12 protein-coding genes are annotated in these 16,901 nt (G+C 45.9%); 1 reads left to right on the forward strand and 11 read right to left on the reverse strand.

Translation table 11 applies throughout. The features are described from left to right. Positions 1-493 precede the first annotated feature (493 nt). The 3 genes from FYJ45_RS20720 to FYJ45_RS20730 form a co-directional block, all read right to left on the reverse strand. Positions 494-4,723, reverse strand: coding sequence for an Ig-like domain-containing protein (locus FYJ45_RS20720; protein WP_154467065.1), 4,230 nt, complete (start codon positions 4,721-4,723; stop codon positions 494-496). Between the two features lie 715 nt (positions 4,724-5,438). Next, a complete protein-coding gene (locus FYJ45_RS20725) occupies positions 5,439-5,780 on the reverse strand; it encodes an EamA family transporter (RefSeq protein ID WP_021636863.1) in 342 nt (113 codons plus the stop codon). Beyond that, positions 5,770-6,144, reverse strand: a complete 375-nt coding sequence (locus tag FYJ45_RS20730) for a DMT family transporter (RefSeq protein WP_154467066.1) — start codon at positions 6,142-6,144, stop codon at positions 5,770-5,772. The genes FYJ45_RS20725 and FYJ45_RS20730 overlap by 11 nt, the downstream gene beginning before the upstream one ends. Positions 6,145-6,681: 537 nt before the next feature. Between FYJ45_RS20730 and FYJ45_RS20735 the strand changes: the two genes are divergently transcribed. Further along, entirely contained in the window at positions 6,682-7,839 is a 1,158-nt protein-coding gene (locus FYJ45_RS20735) for a hypothetical protein (RefSeq protein ID WP_154467067.1), read from the forward strand. Between the two features lie 163 nt (positions 7,840-8,002). On the opposite strand, the gene FYJ45_RS20740 is transcribed toward FYJ45_RS20735, so the two are convergent. From FYJ45_RS20740 to FYJ45_RS20775, 8 genes are all read right to left on the reverse strand, one after another. Further along, positions 8,003-8,776, reverse strand: coding sequence for a hypothetical protein (locus FYJ45_RS20740; RefSeq protein ID WP_154467068.1), 774 nt, complete (start codon positions 8,774-8,776; stop codon positions 8,003-8,005). Between the two features lie 15 nt (positions 8,777-8,791). After that, a complete protein-coding gene (locus tag FYJ45_RS20745; RefSeq protein WP_154467069.1) occupies positions 8,792-9,877 on the reverse strand; it encodes a DUF6077 domain-containing protein in 1,086 nt (361 codons plus the stop codon). Between the two features lie 79 nt (positions 9,878-9,956). After that, a complete protein-coding gene (locus FYJ45_RS20750; protein ID WP_117545269.1) occupies positions 9,957-11,018 on the reverse strand; it encodes a hypothetical protein in 1,062 nt (353 codons plus the stop codon). A gap of 72 nt (positions 11,019-11,090) precedes the next feature. Then, positions 11,091-12,599: an MBOAT family O-acyltransferase gene (locus tag FYJ45_RS20755; protein ID WP_154467070.1), complete on the reverse strand. Its 1,509-nt coding sequence runs from the start codon at positions 12,597-12,599 to the stop codon at positions 11,091-11,093. A gap of 150 nt (positions 12,600-12,749) precedes the next feature. Then, complete coding sequence (locus FYJ45_RS20760) at positions 12,750-14,153, reverse strand: hypothetical protein (RefSeq protein WP_154467071.1); 1,404 nt, start codon at positions 14,151-14,153, stop codon at positions 12,750-12,752. 88 nt (positions 14,154-14,241) lie between these two features. Further along, a complete protein-coding gene (locus FYJ45_RS20765) occupies positions 14,242-15,291 on the reverse strand; it encodes an acyltransferase family protein (protein ID WP_117545266.1) in 1,050 nt (349 codons plus the stop codon). Between the two features lie 29 nt (positions 15,292-15,320). After that, entirely contained in the window at positions 15,321-16,115 is a 795-nt protein-coding gene (locus FYJ45_RS20770; RefSeq protein ID WP_044914626.1) for a glycosyltransferase family 2 protein, read from the reverse strand. Then, positions 16,112-16,900, reverse strand: coding sequence for a sugar phosphate isomerase/epimerase family protein (locus FYJ45_RS20775; RefSeq protein WP_117545265.1), 789 nt, complete (start codon positions 16,898-16,900; stop codon positions 16,112-16,114). The genes FYJ45_RS20770 and FYJ45_RS20775 overlap by 4 nt, the downstream gene beginning before the upstream one ends. Position 16,901: the final 1 nt, after the last annotated feature.

The following is a 16,901-nucleotide window of genomic DNA, read 5'->3' on the forward strand; positions in this document are numbered from 1 at the left end:
TTCAGCCCTTGTCACGATAAATTTTCTCCTTTGCGAAAAACTTTTTTTTATTTTATCATGCATCGGCTAAATCTTCAGTGCTTATCAGTAATTTTTGTGCGAGAAATTTTCGCCTTTCAGAGCTGTTGAAAATGGTAGTTATTCGTAATAGTTCAGGCAGGTTTGCGCAGTGAATGCGCAAACCGTGAGAAAACGTGGTGGAAGCAAACATCCGCCCCCCTCGCCGAAGGCGACTTTTAATGGGCGGATGCAGTAACAGTTCGGCCGAAGGCTGAACTGTTACTGCAGTTCAGAACCTATACTGTAATGTTTCCCTGTCAAAATTTATGCTTTCGGCAAAAACAGCTTCCGCCGAAAGCAATCAAAGACCCCGCCGCAAGCAGCGGGATATCAGACTTGCAACGCTGCTAAGCAGCGGGGTCTTTGGCCCTTGCGGCAGTCGCCAAATAGCCATGCAAGCATGGCTACCTGGCTCGTTGCCCGCGGAAATAAATCAGTAGCCAAGATAGCTGATATTCAAATCCGTATAACCGCTGATTCCGCCGATTTTTCCTTTGGAGGAATACTGCCACATATCATATCTTCCGTTATACGTAGGTGCGGCAGCATACTGGGCCAGCCAGATTTTGTAGCTTCCCAGGGCGCCTACGTTCAGCTTGGAGTTGAGCCATGTTTTATTGGCATAAACTCCCGCCGTATAGCCGCTGTTGGCAATGGTCTGGCAATAAGCGTTAACAATCTGCGTTCTTGTTGCAGTATCCAGGCCGTCCGCACGGCCGCCGCTGGCTTCCACATCCAGAAATACAGGATAGGAGATCTTATAATTTTTGATCAGCGCCACCGTCATGGAGGCCTCCTCCACCGCTTCAATCTGGTTTACCGCCTGAGTGAAGAAATAGATTCCTACCTTCAGCCCCGCGGCAGTCGCCCCCTGAATGTTGGCCCTGAATTTCGGATCTTCAATCAGCGCTCCCGTGGAAGAACCACGGTATCCGCATCGGATAATGACATAGGATACCCCTGAATTCCTTACTTCCGTCCAGTTAATATTGCCGTTATGCTTGGATACATCAATTCCCAGGACACCTGAGCCTGCATTCAGTGCGCCGTCGCTTCCAAAGGTATATTTCACACCCTGGATAACCTGTTCGCCGGTTACCTTGTTGCCGTTCTTATCGAAATAATAGCGCCTGCCGTCTATGGTCTGCCAGCCGGTGTATTTGTACTCTGTGTTTTCATTGACTCTGTAGAAGGTATCATATTTGTAATAATCTGCAACCACTGCCGCCACGAATTTTCCATCAGCGGTTTTAACATAGAGGAGATTGCCGCTTCTGTCCTTTAAAGGCGTCTTGGTATCATTCCTGGGATCGTCTCCCGTTACCGTCACTTCACAGGTCGCGGTCTTGGAAGTGTCCTCGGAGCTCTTTGCCGTTATTGTTACCTTACCGGGCCTCAGGGCTTTGATGGTTCCGTTTCCATGCTCTTCCAGAGAAACAATGCTTTTATCCGAAGTATACCAGAGACAGCCTGTATATCCCGATGTGGTAATCGTGGGATTCAGCTTTACCGTATCCCCTACCTTCATGGTCAATTTATCCTTGTCAAGGACAATTTTTTCAACCTTGGCTGCAACTACGGTTAATTTCACTTTTTTGGACCTGGTATCGCCGTTTCTGTATTTCGCAGTAACCGTTATTTCCGTTTCGCCGGAGCGGATTGCCCTGATCTTGCCATTGCCATCCACCGTCGCATACTTGGTGTTGGCGATGGAGAAGGAGCGGCTTTCCACATCTCCTTTAATGGTGAAATAATCGTTTTTGGTTTCGCCTGCCGTTACCTTTACTTCTCTCACGTCAAACTCATTTTTTTCATCAGCTGTAACCTGGAAGGAAAATGTTGCTGTTTTGCCTGTGTCCTTCTTGGAGGTTGCGGTGATGGTAACCTTACCGGTATTGACGCAGGTCACTTTACCGTTTGCATCCACTTTGGCAATCTTTTCATCTGAGGATTTCCAGGTGACGGATGCATCTGCATTGGCCGGATCAGGAGTGATGGAAAGCTGAACCGTGGTTCCTTTCTTACCGCCGTCTGCACCGGTTATTTTAATGCTCTTTAATACAGCCTCCGCCTCTTTCACCGTCACGGAAATATTCCCTGATTTTCCTCCCGCTTCCGCTGTGATGGTTACGGTTCCGGCCTTTATGCCAGTTACATTGCCGCCGTCCACGGTTGCAATACTTGTATCCGAGGAGGACCACCTGATGCTATCATAGCTGGCTCCATCAGGCGAGACTTTAGCCGTCAGGGTAATGCTGCCGCCTGCGGTTACGGCAGAATCTCCGGTAATCGTTACGTTTTGTACCGGATTTTCTTTGGCGGATACTGTTACATCCGCGGTTGCCGTCTTACCTCCGCTGTTGGTGGTTACGGTAATTGTTGCATTACCTGCGCCTACAAAGTTAACGGTTCCGCCGCTTACCTTTGCTACGCTTTCGTTGCTGCTGGACCATCTGATACTCTTATCCGCAGCATTATCCGGGCTGACCTGGGCACTGAGTGTTGCACTCTCTCCTACCTTTCCCGAAAGGCTGGACGGGCTTAATGATACGCCTGTTACCTCCACCGGGCCGGGATCCGGATCTGACGGCTCAGGATCCGGTTTGGAAGGATCCGGGTCAGGATTGGAAGGCTCCGATGGATTATCCGTAGACTCCGAAGGTTTGGAGCCGGGTTCCTCATCAGAAACAGACGGCTGATTTGTATCCGATGTTTTTGTGCCACCGCCTTCGGTTATTGGCTGTGCCGTATCATTTTCCCTCATTATCCAGGGCTTCTGTGACTTCATGCCGGACAATTTATCAAATGTAATACTCGCCGAAGCAGAAGGATCCGGAATATCGGATTTCTTCACTTCCACATATTCCCCCTTGCCGTCGGTGCTGCCTATCGGTGTTTTGGTTGATTCCACCCATTCCACGGTATCCTGGATTACCGATTCCGTCTGGGTTTTAACCTGTGTATCCTCTTTGGCGGCGTTTACCTCAGATTCTTTTTTGACCTCATCACTGACATCGATTTTCTTATATTCAATATGATCCTTTACGGTAACCTCCTGGGCATCCGAAGGCATGGCATATCCCTCCTGGTTCTCCGGGCCGGTTATTCTAACCGTATATTTGCCAGGGGTAATTCCGGTCAGATAAATAATTCCATCCGTATTATCATCATCTTTGTTATATGTTTTATCCGGTCCCTTGATCTCCACCTGGAAATCCACATGAGGAATCAGCTTTCCGGTCTTCCTGTTAACGAACTTGATTTTCAGGTCCTTTTCCACAGAAGTCATGTTCAGGCCTACCTGAACGTCGGAATTATCATCCTTTTCGTTATATTCCTCCGATTCCTCCATAGACTCCGAGAAATCCGCCGCTTCCTGTTTCGCCTTATGCGCATCCGCAACGGCCATGAAAGTACTTTCCCCTGCTATATTGAGCTGTGAAAGATTTTGTCCCACAGAGGCAAAAGCATCCACCTGTTCATCTACAGTCTTGGCATTCGCAAGTACGGAGAATGTAACTACGGCAAAAATGCATACGAAAATCCCCATGAAACCTACTACTTTGTCCATTGTATGCAGGCTGTTCCAAAATTCCACCACAGGATTTTCCTGTTTTTTATGGGATGCGCTTTTTCTGCCGGGATTCCGGGAAGAGGTATTTTCTGCATAGTCCCTGCTTTTACCGGAAGGCGGCTGGGTACGTTTTTTCGCATTGGCCGTGCGTACTTCAGCTTCCTCGTCCCAGTTGTCATTCTCACGGGGACGGCGTTTTCCGGCATTTCTATCCGACTGTGAACGGCGTATATATTCTTCCCTTTCAGTTCCTCTGTATTCCGAAGCCCTCTTGCTTTTTTCCGGGCCAGCTGCCGCAGCTTTGGAGTTCGCGCTGCGTTCGGCGCCGTTTCTTGCAGCCATCGCAGCGGAGGATGTCCTGTTGGGCCGTTCGGAATCCGCCATACGGGGTGTCTGCGAGCCCTGACGGGATTCATATCTTTCCGAGCGCGGCGGGCGGGCGGCGGCATCTTTTCCAGAATCATGTTTCACCGGCTGTCTTTTCTCCGCAGGATCTTGGCGGCGGGATTCTCTTGTGTCCGTCTGCGGTTTCTGACGGCTCCGTTCAGCGGAGGTGTTCCTTTTATCGGCAGTTTTACCAGCTTCCTGGCGCCTGGTTTCTATCTCCGGGCGGTTAGAAGAGACTTTTCTTTCTCCGGTTCTCTCTGTCGCCGGACGTCTGCTTTCCGGCCGATTACTGCCTTCCGTCCGGTAACCGCCTTCCTTTCCGCTTCGTTTTTCTCCTGCGTCACCGCGGGGAGCCGCCGCTTCGCCTCTGGCAGCTGCCTGACTGCGGGGCACCGTCTGACTGAGGGGCCCCGCTTCTTCCCTGCGTATGCTGCCGGCTGCGTTCCCGTTGGAAGCGCCAGGCGCAATCTGCCTGGAAATACGCGCTGCCGTTTCCGTAAGATCCTGCGTATCCTCGAAATCATCTTCGCTGATTTCCCATTGGGACAGCAGGCTTTCTGTTACTTTTTCTATTTTCCCCGACAGCTGTTCTTCTTCGGTACCGGCTGTTCTCTGCGGCTTTTCATCGCTGGGATTCGACATTCTTCTTCCTGTTTTTTCCAGAACAGCTTTCTGATTTTTATCTGTTGGTTGATTAGGCATGATTCATTCTCCGTTTTCTGCAGTTCTGAATTAAAGAAAACCGGCGCATCGAACCTCACCGGAGCTATACAGAACCCGTTTACAGTAAAATCCGGGACATGCCGCTGCGACGGCATTTTTCCCGCAGAAACAGTATACCACACCCCTTCCTCACGGTTCAACCTTGCTTCCTCTTTTTCCAGCAATTACTTCCTTAATATTCTCTTAATTTTCCTTTTGTTCCTTGGTCTGCCGGGCGGATTTCATCCTTTTCCTTCTCCTCATACCGTAAGAATCCGCATTTTTTGTCGAATACTTTTCATTGCGGCTTCTGGCATGATATGACAGAATAAGAGGGAAAGAAAGTTAAAAAAACAGCGTTTTCTGCTTTCCTGTGCGGTGCATGTCAAACACGGGGCGGAGAGTCAAAAAGAAAAGGAGTGATTCGTCATGATGTATATCCATTACTGCAAATATTGCCGTCGAATTCACATTCTCAACGGCCACAAGGTGTATTGCCCGGCCTGCAGCGGCAAGCTGACGGAGCTGGGGATTTCGTACATGAAATATGTGAACCTGAGCAAGGAGGAGCGCGGCCAGCTGAAAGAAAAATGTGCGGATGAAAAAAGCCTGAAGGAGCTTTCCGTGGAATACCGGATGCATCGGTACAGCAAATGGTTCAAGGCGCTGCCGTCCGGCATAAATTCTGACAAAGTCATTGCTGCGGCCACCGCTTCTACAGATAGTAAACAATCACGCCTGCCAGAATACAGCCCACGCCTGCGAGTTTCCGTTTCGTAATTTTTTCCGAGAAGAAAAGCCGGCTGAGCAGAAGGACAAGCACATAGCCAAAGGATTCAATCACCGGACCATTCATAAAGGAAAGGCCTCGGAGGCCGCTGACATTCAGTATGGTAGAACCTACAAGCAGTATATATCCGCTGATTACATAGGGATTCAGATATTCGCGGATAAAGGAGCCGTACTGTCTGCAGGCGGCTTTTTTTAAAAGAACCTGGGAAAAAGAGGCTGCCAGAACGCCTGCGAAAAGGAACAGGTAATAGATATTAAGCTTCATCGCACAGTTCCTCCTTCTGCTGTCCGCCGTTAACGATTATTGTCCCGGTAATTACCAGGGCTACGCCGATTATGTTTTTCAGGGTTATTTTGTCATGAAATATTACTCCGGCCCAGATAAGGGACCAGAGCAGGGCCATGGCCCGGTTTGTATAGGCAATGGATAATTCGAATTTTTTTATCATCTGCTGCCATAAAAGGGCGTAAATCGCCAAAATGGCGAGTTCGGCGCCGTAGAAGAGGAAGAAATTAAGTGATAATGTGGGGTGGCCGCTGGCCAGCTTAGCCATTACTGTGGAAAGTGTGTATATGGCGATTACGGCTTGAAGAATGAGGATGTCTTTCAGGGTGATTTTCTTTTTCATGGGGAGTGTCTCCTTGGCTTAGTTTTTTGGATGAGGGGATTATTGTGTGATTATAGCAGGTTTTATGGGGGTTGGGAAGATGTGGGGGAGGGGAAAATGGTGGGGAGAAGGGTTTGGGGTGTTGGCGGGCCTCAGCCATGCCATTCATAATTTGGCGGGAGGTTATGTTGTGTGTTGCTTTTTTGTTGTGGACGCCAAATTATGAATGAGGGCTGGCGCCCAATAGAAATACAGATAGAAACAGTCCTTAGTGAGCAAGCTCCCACGGGCTGTTTCTATCTGTATTTCTGCATGGCTTGGGGGTGTCAAAGTCTTAATTTTAACTATTCAGTACCCCTCACAGTTACTGCTAAAATCCATCCTAAATCGCCTTTGGCGATGGATTTTAGCACTCTTGAATCACTTTCTTACGGTCAGCGCAAAGCGCTGGCCTGCGCAGCTAAATGCGCTGACCTACTGAGCAGTTACAATTTTTCCTTATAATATGGACACTTGGGGCCTATAATGGTAGTATAGAGTCGGTAAAGGAGGTAATTTATGACAGATAAGGACAGAATGGAACAGTCGGGGGAGATTGATGAATTCTGGGAGTTGGATGAGGCTTCGGATACTGCTGCCCAGAAGGGTTCCGGGAAGCGGCAGGAGGGGCAGGATACTGTCGGCCGCAAAGCTTCCCCGCATAGTACTGCTTCCCGCCGGGGTGTGTCGGGTAAAAATACCGGCAGACGCAGAAAAAGGAAAAATACGGAAACCTACGTTCACTATATAATTGCTGCCGTTCTTGCGGCAATGCTGATATTTGCTGTTGTCAAGCTGGTTGTGTGGAATATTGGGAAGGATTCCGGGTATGACCCCAATGCGGATTCTTCGGAATTTGAAGTGGAAGCCCTGGATTATATCCAGCCGCTGGATCCAGAGTTGCTTAAAGGGCGGGAGGATGACGGCGTCAACACTATCGTCTGTCTTGGGAACCATCCTTTTTCCGATGAACGGGGAAAAGACGGCCTTGCGGAGTTAATTGCCGAGAAGTGTGATGCCACGGTTTATAACGGTGCATTTCCGGATTCCTATATTTCTATGAAAAATACCGAGTATACCGACAGCTATCCTCAGGATGCGCTCAGCCTGTATCTGGTAACAGCCTCCATATGCGGCGGGAATTTTGACCTTATGGAACATGCTGTGGATTTGCTTTCAGAATCTGACAAGGCTTACAGGGAAGCGCTGGATACCCTGAAAAGTGTGGATTTTTCCAAGGTTGATATGATCGTCATCATGTATGATCTGAATGATTACATGGATAAACGGCCTGTTATGGATGAAAATAATGACATCAACCTGCTTACCTGGAACGGCGCGCTGAATGCTTCTCTTCAGGAAATCCAGAAGACCTATCCTTACATCCGTCTGGTGGTCCTGTCTCCTTCCTACGGGCAGTTTGAGGATGGTGGCGGCAAGATGGTTAACGGGGATACGGAGGATTTCGGCAACGGCGTGCTTCCTGATTATGTGCTGCATGAAATTGATGTGGCTATGGCAAACGGGGTTAGTATTCTTGATAATTATTATGGGACCATTAATGAAGATGAGGCAAAGAATTGCCTGACAGACGGATACCGGCTGAATAAAAAGGGACGGGAAAAGGTTGCGGGGCGGTTTGCAAAGGAAATTTTTCATGTTGGGGAAGAAAAATAGGTTGTAAAGTAAAAGGGCATCGGTATTCGGCCGCAATTCGCGGCCGGGTAACGGCGCCCTTTCTTCTATTAATCACACAGTTTTAGTACCTGCCTGTTCTATTCCATTATATATACTGCCTTTTTACATCGGATACTGTTCTTCGTTTTAATCAAGAGGGATTCTAGGGCAAAGTCTGTTCTTTTTTCAATACCGGAACATTCACATTCCGGAATACATCATACCCTTCCACTTCCCCGATTTTTTCCAGCCCGTATTCCGCCGGATCCCCTTCCGTCTTCTTCGCCTTATTCAGAATAATATACTGGCATTTATAGTCATCTGCCAGCTCCGCAAGCAAATCGATTCTTACCGTATCCGCTTCCATCAGCGCATATATGGGATGTTCCACATGATCCCAGCTGGCTACCAGCATGTCACGGCCATAGGGCATCTGAATCTCCGACGAATACTGACGGACAAACTGCACCAGCTCCGACGGAAAGATCGCCCATACTCTCTCTTCATCCTCAGCAGGCATAATCATATCACAAATAGTTACCACAGACTGCGGAATATGGTAACGGTTCTGAGCCTGCGATATAAAAACATTCTTATATAAATATTCCCCGCTCAGCGCCAAAAGGAGAATTACCGCAACCAGGCCGATCCTTGTATGCCGGCCAATCAGTTTTACCCCTGCGTAAGCTATCACAATCGTCATAGGCAGCAGCCACAGTATACGGTAATAAGTTCCCGCCTCCTCCACCTTATCCATCACCAGCTTAAAAAGAGGGAAGAAAAACAGAACCGTTATTACCAGGGAGGACTCCAACAAAACCCTGCGTATTTTTTTATCCTTCTCCGTCGCAAGCAAATAAATAAGCGCCACCAGAAAAAGAAACGGATAAATACCGTCACCGCAATAATCCATAAAAATCGTCAGTATCTCTCTCAAAATATTTTCATCCTTTCAGACCAGAACCAAGTAAACCGCCAGATACACAATACAGGGAATGCAGCTTGCCGCAAGCTTGGGAAGCACTGCCGGACGCCTGTCTCTCACCGCCATAACAAGGCCTGTCACGGCAATCAGCAGCCCCGTCAGGAAAGCCCCCATAGTCGTCGCCATGGCCGCCACCACATTGACCGCACTTAACAGAATCCACCAGCCGGCCTGACTCTCCCTTTTCTCTCCGTCAGTAGATTTCATATTCCACAGATTCAGCAGACACCATAGCACCGCCAACAGCACCATATTACACAATATGGACTTTCCCTGCCACGTACGCATCAGGAAAAACGTTGCATTGGTGTAAATAGAGGTATTCCCAAAAATCTGCAGCACACTTACAAGAATCATAAACACTGCCAGCCTACGGTTCTCTTTGCCAAACAGCCTTCTTCCAATCAAATAATACAAAAGATAGGTTACCGGTATCAGCACAAGCGGCAGCACCGAATGAGCAATAATCGCCGGATGTATTCCCGTCATCCTTGCCAGATACGCCTCCCATATAGGCAGCGACGCCAACGCATGCCGCACATCCACCGTTGTCGTAAGGCCTGTATACGGCAAAATCCGGTAAAGTACATCCGACTGCTCCGCAATTACAGACTGCGCCACATAATACGCATCATCCCCGTCAAAGGACGCCCTTGTATATGCCATATAAATCTGAAAGAGTACCAGTCCGCCCGCCAGAATCCAGTAAAGAGCCGTTTCCACAGACGGCCTGCGCCTGCCCTCCCAAAGCTCTCTGCCGTTCTCCGCCAAATCCCCCAGCACATTCTTCCCGAAAAACAAACCTGCTGCCGACAGCAAAATAAGCGCGCCGGAATAAAGCTTTACTATTATGGGAAATCCCCAGGGCTTCATCAAAATGACAGGCACAGCAATTATCTGAAAAACTGCCAGCGCAAGGAAAAAACCAGCCAGATAAATCAGAATCGGATTCTTTTTTCTCCGCCCCCCGGACATGAACCGGGCCGGAATCAGCCCCATGCAAAAAGGAGCCGCAAACAGAACCCCAAAGGTAATCAGTACTTTTGCAATCATGTAAAAACCTCTCTTTATCTTCCTGCAGGCAACTGCTCAGTTCCCTCACAGTTACTTCCCAAGTCACATAAACAACAGCCTAATCATACCAGTTGTCATAAATTGCTTCGTAATCATAACCCGCCGCTAACTCGCGCAGGTCCTCCAAAACCGCTTTATAATTATCCTCAGTCAGTTCTCCCTCTCCATTTTCAAAGCACTCCACAATATACCGGCAGACATCCGCATGATAATGCGTATAATCCGCATAATTATTCAGATTACATACGATATCCCTGTTGTTCTGAAAACAGAATACCCTTACATTATCATACGCAAGCAGTTTTTCCGTCATATAATCCAGTTCTCTGATAACCGCATCCAGCTCCTTCTGCCGCATCACATCATTCCAGTAAAGAATACTGTACGGCGGATACCAGAAAATGAATTCCGTTTCCGGATGAGCCTCAACAAAGGGAATAATATTGGCCTCCAGATTTGCCTGAATACCGGACACAAACGCATCCTCCGGCATCTCCTCCTCCGCTTCCTCCGCCGGAACATAATACATCAGCACATTGGCCTTCGTATAGTACTGATCCGTCCACCACGGCTTATACAGCTGTGTCCAGTCCGTCCTCTCCGTAGGATCCACCAACGGCTTGAAAATATAATTCAGCAGCACATCCTTATTAAAAAGATACTGCACATTATTAAAAGGATTTTTATCATACAAATATTCCGGAATCGGATATTTCGTCGTCTCCGTATCCGCTGAAAACGCCCCCTGATCCACGGCCATGAATATTTTTTTCACCGAATCCCCTTTCGCGTCAAAAATAATATCCATTATGTTGGCCTCATCTTTAGGAAACGCGCCGTTATAGCTCAGCTTCACCGTCTGCAGCCCCATCACCTCCGTAAACCAGTCCGTGTCAAAGCTTGCCGTCATGGAGGAGCCTAACAGAACACTGTCATAATCCAGCCGGCGGGCCATCCCCGGATTCTGGCTCAGCTGATTATCCACCTTATAGGGAAAATAAGCCAGGGGTTTATGATACTGAAAAAAAGGATCCACATATATCACTATAGCAGCTATCGCAAGAAAGCCTGCCAGGAGAATACTGCAAAACAAGAGCAGCCATCTTTTACAAGGTTTCATCCACATACCTCTCATACATTGTCACGGACAAGCCGCACTCCCTCATACCCGCTTCTCTGAAAACAGCCCGCATCAGAAATTAAAATACAGGAAACTGCTGACCCCTGAAAGCGACAGCACACACCACAGAAAGAGCCCTGCCGTCACCAGCGCATTCCAGGCCTTGGGCCGGAACCTCACCGCCACTTCATCCGCATTCGGTGCAAAAAACACCACCGCCATAGTCACCACTGTAATGATACCTCCCAAATACATCTGACTGTATGGCAGGCTGTCCAAATGCAGCAGCTTTATCACATACCAGAATTCATCCAGATTGAAGGACTGCATCATCGCCTCCGCAGGAAGAGCAATCCCACCCGTAAACAAATGCCTGAAAATTTCCAGTGCCTGTCCCACTGTCTCGGATCGGAAAAAGACACAGGTCAGACTGAAATAAACAAAGGTAAATAAAACCCCGGCAACTTTAACCACCTGTCCTCTAACCGGCCCTGCTGTCTTTGCTTTGCCGCTCTGTTCCCTCTTTTCCTTCTGATGCAGCTGCCACATCCGGGTTACTATGTACAGAACCCCCTGCGTCACACTCCACAATACAAAAGTCCATCCGGCCCCATGCCAGATACCGCTGAGCAGATAAATCAGGAACAAATTAAAGTACATCCGTCCTCTGCCCTTTCGGTTCCCGCCCAATGGAATATATACATTTTTGGTAAAAAAACGGCTCAGTGTAATATGCCACCGTTTCCAGAAATCCACGATGCTCACAGCCTTATACGGCGAATTAAAGTTCACAGGAATCTCTATCCCAAAGAGCCAGCCCAGCCCCCTGGCCATATTACAGTAGCCACTGAAATCAAAATACAGCTGCAACACATAAAAAAGAATCAGCAACGCACTGTCCACTCCGCTTAAGTTCAGAACATTGGCATACCCCCAGTTCACCGCTTTCCCAAACGTATCCGCGACCAAAACCTTCTTCACCATTCCCAGCGTAAATAAAAATACGCCCCCGGCAAACCGATCCCAATCCAGCTTCTGCTTCCCGATTTTATCAAACTGCGGCATCATTTCATTGTGGTTCACAATCGGTCCCGCTATCAGCTGCGGGAAAAAGGAGACAAACAGCGCATAATCCAGAAAACTGCACTCCCTGATTTCACCCCGGTAAGTGTCCACAAGAAAACCAATCTGCTGGAAGGTAAAAAAACTGATTCCCAGCGGAAGCAGGATTCCCTTCAGTAAAAACGAAGTACCAAATACGGCATTTACATTTTCAATAAAAAAGTCAAAATACTTGAAATAAAAAAGAATTCCCAGATTGCACAGAACACCCGCCGCCATCATTATACGGCTCCTGTTTGGCCCCGTTGCATTTATCAGCCGAAAGCAAACATAATTAAAAAGAATACTGAAAATCATAATCAGCAGATAGCTGGGATTAAAATACCCATAAAACCACAAAGAAAAGCCTGTCAGCCACAGCTTGGCAGGCACAGCCTTCCCCCAATGGGCGAACAGATAAAACCCGCCCAGGCAAAATGGTAAAAACAGGAACAGAAATATATAAGAATTAAAAAGCATATGAGTACTCCATGGAATTTTAAATTTAACCAGTCAAATTGCCGCTACAGCAAATCCCGCCTCAGGATATGCTATGCATAAATCAGTTTAGCCCAATCCATGGATTTTTACAAGAAAAAACGTAAAAACCGGAAAATATATACAACTCCTTTATTTTGTTTTCTCAGAAGCCAAACGCCAATGCCTGAACAGATTATAAAGCATCACTACCATACAAATATAAAACAGTCCCATATTATAAATCGTATACCTTGTCTGGCAAAAGATTACAAGAGAAACAAGCGTCACGTTCCCTACAATTGCAAGAAGGGTAAGCCCTGCCAATGCTGCTGTCTTTTCATGCCCTCTGATCCTCACATTCCAGATAAGCAGAATAACATAAATAATATAAATGAAAAAACTATACCAGTTTAATAAAATATTCCGTTTGGCGACAGTCGTTATCAGACCGGAAAGAACATTATCCAAAAAGGAGCCTATGATATTCAACGCATTATGCGGCATAACCGACACATTAATCGTCCGCATAATCTGATCCACCTTTTTCCCTTCTTCCACCTCTCCTCCACCATAATTCGCCTGCACATATTGTGTAATCATCGGTCCCATGGTATCAATCTGTATACAGTCATAATAATCGCCAAAATGCGTTACCCGGTTAAACCATCCTTCTCCGGCACTGTGCTTCAGATATCCCTTTTCCTCGCAAACATCATAAATCTCCAGAAAAAGTGTTCTGACCTCTTCATCTTTGATATATTCCGCATCACTTCTATCCGCCGTATAAAACGCCATTGTTGTAACAAACCGGCTGTCATTGGTGTGGCGTACTGCATTTCCACGCAAAATATAGTTATATCCAACATCAAGAAGCATAGAACAGCCCAAGATTCCCAGTGTGCACAGTATTACAGTTCCAATCCCCCAAAGGGTCTTTTTGCGGAATATATTCACAGCCACCACACAAATAATCAGCAGCGCCAATGTCATAAACATCTGTTTTCTTGTTGATACCATAACAAAAACAAGTATGCTGCTTAAAATCAGACTTTTTCTGTTCTGATGCAGACAGTATTCCAGGAGATAGCGGAAAAACAAAAGATACAGCGCAATAACAATCCCTTCCGTCAAAATACTGTTAGAATACATAGATTCCCTCTTTGCGGCAAACCGGCACAAAAACGAAACCCCAAGCGGCATAGCCAGCGCAACAAGCGCCACAGCCTTCGGAAGCCGAAGCTCCTTCCAAAGATACCTCACCAACGTCCATGTAGCAAAAGCCATAAGCCCGCTTTGAAAAAAAGCAACGGCCGTCAGGTAAAAATCATTGGGAAACGAAGAAAAAAGCTTTCGAAAAAAAGCAAGAAACAGCGGATAAAAGGGTTCTCTTGAAAGCCGCATGCTGATGTAGCCCGGAGAGTCCACACAAATAACCGCACCATCATAAAATGCGAAGAAGAGATAAAAACACAGACATATGCCAAGTAAAACAGCTGAGAAAGAATCTGGCTTGTCTTTTCTCAGCATTTTTGTAGGGGAATAATCCTTTTTCATTTTGCCTCCTGTTCCAGCAGTGTATGAAAAAATTTTTTATTTAGTTTTCCCCTCACTTGTGTGTATTATAATCTGATTTACAGAAATGTCAAGAAATTTTAAGCAACTTACTTATTAGTTTATCAACGATATATCCCATAACCACAGACAAAATTATAACTCCGATAATCCTCATTCCCATGTAAGCCAAACACCCCAGCCTTGAACTCAGCCAGCCATAGGAGAATGCAGCTAACAGTACCGCATATTCCAGCGGATCATGAAATAAATATATATGCATACTATGCCTCAATAACAAACGAAACCCCCACCGTTCACACAATTCTTCATATTTTTTAACCAAAATTATGCATAGCAAATAAACTGCATAGCTACAAATAATTATGACGAAAAAATCATTCAGAAAATCTATCTTAATATCTAATATCATTATTTCAAGCAAAAATAAAAACTTACACACTCCATACTCATAATATGAATATTCTGACAACTTCTTTCTCACCCCATCAAACCAATAGCCTAATACAAACCAAAACAAATACCCCATTCCTCTCTTAAAAAGGAAAAAATCAAATGGCAGCTGGCCATGGAAATACTGAATAAGCGCAGCAAGCACAAGGACCGGATAGATATTTCTTTTCCCGACCAATCGGTGAAGGCACCAAAAAATAATAAAACACCAAAATAAGGCTGGTAAAAACCAAAGATGCCCATCGCCTTTACCAACCAGAAATTTTACAACTGCTTCATTATAATTATCCGCATTATAATATCCTGTCATCAATTTTACCGGAAGCATAAATAACAGGCCGCATAAATAATACGGTATTATCAGTCTTTTCAGTTTATTACATGCCAGCCTTTTTAATCCGTCTTCTTCCTTTAGACGATAAACCGCACCTGATAGAAGAAAGAAAAGCGGCATATGGAATCCATACACCCATCCGCTTAAAAATCTGATTATCCGAAATAAATTCGAATCATACACCCAAGAACTGTCTGCGGGAACTTCATAGTGTACGCCTCCCATAACCAGATAACAACTATGCCCGATTACTACCAAAATTGTTGCTGTAACTCTAAGGAGATCATATTCATTTACTCTCCCTTTTTTTAACTCATCACCTTTAGCTTTCATCTGTCCCCCTCAACAGACTGAACAATTAATTAAGGATTATATCCTCCAAATAAATTGGTAACTAAAATTTTCATCAGTTCGTAATTCCCTTTAAAAAAGCTTATCTTGGTAGGTGTTTTTCCTTCTTTTGGATATCGCCGTGTTACAGGAATCTCACATGCTTTCATCCCAAGCTGAGTGGCCCGTACAGACAGATATGCAAGCAGCTCATATGATATAAAAATATCCCTCAATGGACAAACCTCAGGATTTTCCAGATATCTTCTGGAATATGCCCTGTAAGCATTTGTAGTATCCGTAAAACGCTGCCTCGCCGTTAATGATATAAGAGGCGCATGAATCAATCTGACTGATATCAGCCTGATTAAAGGCGTATTAATTGCATGCCCGCCCTTCAGGAATCGTGACCCCTGGATAAAATCATACCCATCATTCAGTTTTTCAATAAACCGGGGAATATCTTCTATACTGTCCTTATTATTTCCATCAATCGTTATTACCCCGTCATAACCTCGCTGAAGCGCCCACCAGATTCCCATTCTCAGCTGGGCTCCCTGACGCCCTTCATCACGCTTAATTAAAAGAGTATTTACACCCAGCTTCAGCAGCTTTTTCTGTTCCATAGAACCATCCGTCGAACCGCCGTCACACAGAACCACATCCGCACATGACATTACATTATAGTGCCTTGCCCTTTTTAACTCTTGAAGGATACGCTCCCCCTCATTAATTACAGGAATCAGAACACAATACCTGCTTTTTTTTACATCAAGCTCATATGCCTCAAATCGCGGAACACCATCCCGTCTCTCATATGCAATCATCCGAAAATTTCCCTCACATATTCTATTACTTTTTTCGTAACCTGAACATTTTCCTGGCGCCCCATTTCAATAGATATATAACCTGTATATTCCATATTTCTCAACAATCCGGCGATTTCTTTATGTATAGGATGTTCAGAAATTTTTTTCAGATTAGGTTCACTGATATGGACATGATTGATTAAATTGATATCCTCAGCTATCACGTTCAAAGCTTCCTTATTTTCAATCATAGTACCCAAATCCAGATTTACAAGAAAACCTTTGCTGCCTATTTTTTTTACCAGCGCCAATGCCTCTGTGGTGGTATTTATATAGTTAGTATTGTAAATCGGAGGGTTCGCCTCCATAGCCAGCACAGTCCCTTTTTCTAATGCATAATCTCCCAGCTCCTTAAAAAAAGGCTCTGCACTTTCCTTTAATTCTTCTTTTTCCGCCCACCGGTTTTTAGGACAGCCGAACACCAGATTGCCACATCCGATCTGTGACGCAAAATCGATTGCCTTCTTCGTATATTCTGTAAGAACCAACCTGTCTTCAACAGTACCGAACAACTTTTCTTTTCTTCCATACCATATTGACTGCATAGAAGAAACAGCCAAACCATATGTCTCTTTCAGCCAAACAGCAAAGGCCTGCGCCTCACCACAATGAGCATAAGGAGCATCTGGAAATAATCTGGTAGGAGCAATTTCAATCCCCGAGTATCCAGATTCCTGCAGGAAACGATACATCTCATCATCCACTTGCGGACTCCAGGCTATATTTGAAATTGACAGTTTCATA

The organism is Eisenbergiella porci, assembly GCF_009696275.1.
Taxonomy (GTDB): Bacteria; Bacillota; Clostridia; order Lachnospirales; family Lachnospiraceae; genus Eisenbergiella; species Eisenbergiella porci.